This is a genomic window from Dialister sp. CAG:357, assembly GCF_000435155.1.
GTDB classification, from domain to species: domain Bacteria; phylum Bacillota; class Negativicutes; order Veillonellales; family Dialisteraceae; genus Dialister; species Dialister hominis.
The window spans coordinates 1-2,064 of the sequence record NZ_FR896345.1; the positions used below are offsets into that span (position 1 = coordinate 1).

The window sequence follows — 2,064 nt, forward strand, 5'->3', positions numbered from 1 at the left end:
ATTTTTATCCCACAAAAAAGCGTGAAGAACCTTTTTCTTGTGCGTCAGCGAGGTTTTAAACTCGCCTTCCCAGACAAGGAAGGGGAACCGCTTGCGGTGGATAGGGTTGATTACAAACAGCCGCAGGCTGGTTGTATGGTTTTAGGTCTTAAATCTTTCTTTTTCCCGCAAGGTCGTATGGTTTCCATTCTCCCTTCCCCAAAGCACACAAAAAAGACCGCTCTTTTCGGAGCGGTCTCTTTTTATTTCAATTAACGGTCGGAGCCGTCTTTTTCTTTACGGATGACGTCGTGTGCGCCGCCTTCTACGATGGAGGTTGCGGATACGAGTGTCAGCTTAGCTTTCTGCTGCAGTTCCGGAATGGTGATAGCGCCGCAGTTGCACATGGTAGCTTTGATCTTAGCGCAGGTCTTTTCGACGTTGTCTTTGAGCGGACCAGCGTAAGGAACGTAGGAGTCAACGCCTTCTTCGAACTGGAGTTTCTTTTCTCCGCCGAGGTCATAGCGTGCCCAGTTTCTGGCTCTGTTGGAACCTTCGCCCCAGTATTCTTTGACGACTGTGCCGCCAACGGTTCTGGTCGGGGTTGGGGATTCGTCGAAGCGTGCGAAGTATCTGCCGAGCATGACGAAGTCAGCGCCCATAGCGAGTGCGAGGGTGATGTGGTGGTCATATACGATGCCACCGTCGGAGCATACCGGTACATAGATGCCGGTTTCTTTGTAGTATTCATCTCTTGCCTGGCATACTTCAATGAGAGCGGTAGCCTGGCCGCGGCCAATGCCCTTTGTCTCACGGGTGATGCAGATGGAGCCGCCGCCGATGCCGACTTTGACGAAGTCTGCGCCAGCTTTAGCGAGGAAGAGGAAGCCGTCTCTGTCGACAACGTTGCCTGCGCCTACTTTTACTTTTTCGCCGTAGGTGTTGTGGATCCATTCGAGGGTGATCTTCTGCCATTCGGAGAAGCCTTCGGAGGAGTCGATGCAGAGTACGTCAGCGCCTGCTTCGAGGAGCAGCGGTACGCGTTCTTCATAGTCTCTGGAGTTGATACCAGCGCCTACTACGAAACGTTTCTGGGAATCGAGCATTTCATTCGGGTTTTTCTGATGGGAATCATAGTCCTTGCGGAATACGAAGCCATACAGACGGCCGTCCTCGTAGAGTACCGGCAGGGAGTTGATCTTGTTGTCCCAAATGATGTCGTTTGCTTCGGAAAGGGTGATGCCGTATTTAGCTTTGACGAGCTTGTCAACCGGGGTCATGAAGTTCTTGACCTTTTCAGATCTGTCCATGCGGCTGACTCTGTAGTCACGGCTGGATACGATGCCGACCATCTTGCCGGAAGAGGTGCCGTCTTCGGTGATGGCGATGGTGGAATGACCTGTCTTTGCCTTGAGGGCGAGGACGTCAGCAAGAGTGTTTTCCGGCGAAAGGTTGGAGTCGCTCGGAACAAATCCTGCTTTCTTAGCTTTAACTCTGGCAACCATGGCTGCTTCATCTTCAGGGGACTGGGATCCATAGATGAAAGAAACGCCGCCGTTTCTTGCGAGTTCAATGGACATTTTTTCACCAGATACTGACTGCATGATAGCAGATACCATTGGAATATTTAATGTAATGGCCGGTTCTTCACCTTTTTTGAATTTTACGAGCGGGGTTCTGATAGATACGTTGGCCGGAATGCAGTCCGTGCCGGAGTAGCCCGGGATCAGAAGGTACTCGTTAAAGGTATGTGCCGGTTCATTAATATAGATTGCCATTATTTCCTCCTTCGATAACAGATAAATCCGTAAAAAAATAAGTGTAAAAGATAATTAAGCACAACTATACTCTTTTCCGCGGATGCGGTCAAGTGCAGATGCGCTTCTTCTACAAAGCGGAGAGAAAATTTCCCTTCCGCAGATATATTTGTACTATTATAGCGTAAAAAAGGAATTGTAGAAAGGGGAAAATCATTAGTCTTCAAAAAGTTTCTGAAAACACGAAATCCAAAGAGCATACAAGAGAATGAGGAAGGTTTTCTCCTTACCTTTATTCGAGTGCTATGCTAAAACTGGACAGGGGTGG

At 49.1% G+C, this 2,064-nt stretch carries 2 protein-coding genes; one reads left to right on the forward strand and one right to left on the reverse strand.

The window, feature by feature from the left end:
- The coding region (locus M3200_RS00220) for a hypothetical protein (protein ID WP_288178052.1) at positions 1–255 on the forward strand (255 nt) is incomplete at its 5' end.
- Here M3200_RS00220 and M3200_RS00225 read toward each other — a convergent pair.
- On the reverse strand, positions 252–1,757 hold the full coding sequence (locus M3200_RS00225; protein WP_022381527.1) for an IMP dehydrogenase: 1,506 nt from the start codon (positions 1,755–1,757) through the stop codon (positions 252–254). The two genes, M3200_RS00220 and M3200_RS00225, sit on opposite strands and share 4 nt — an antisense overlap.
- Positions 1,758–2,064 lie beyond the last annotated feature (307 nt).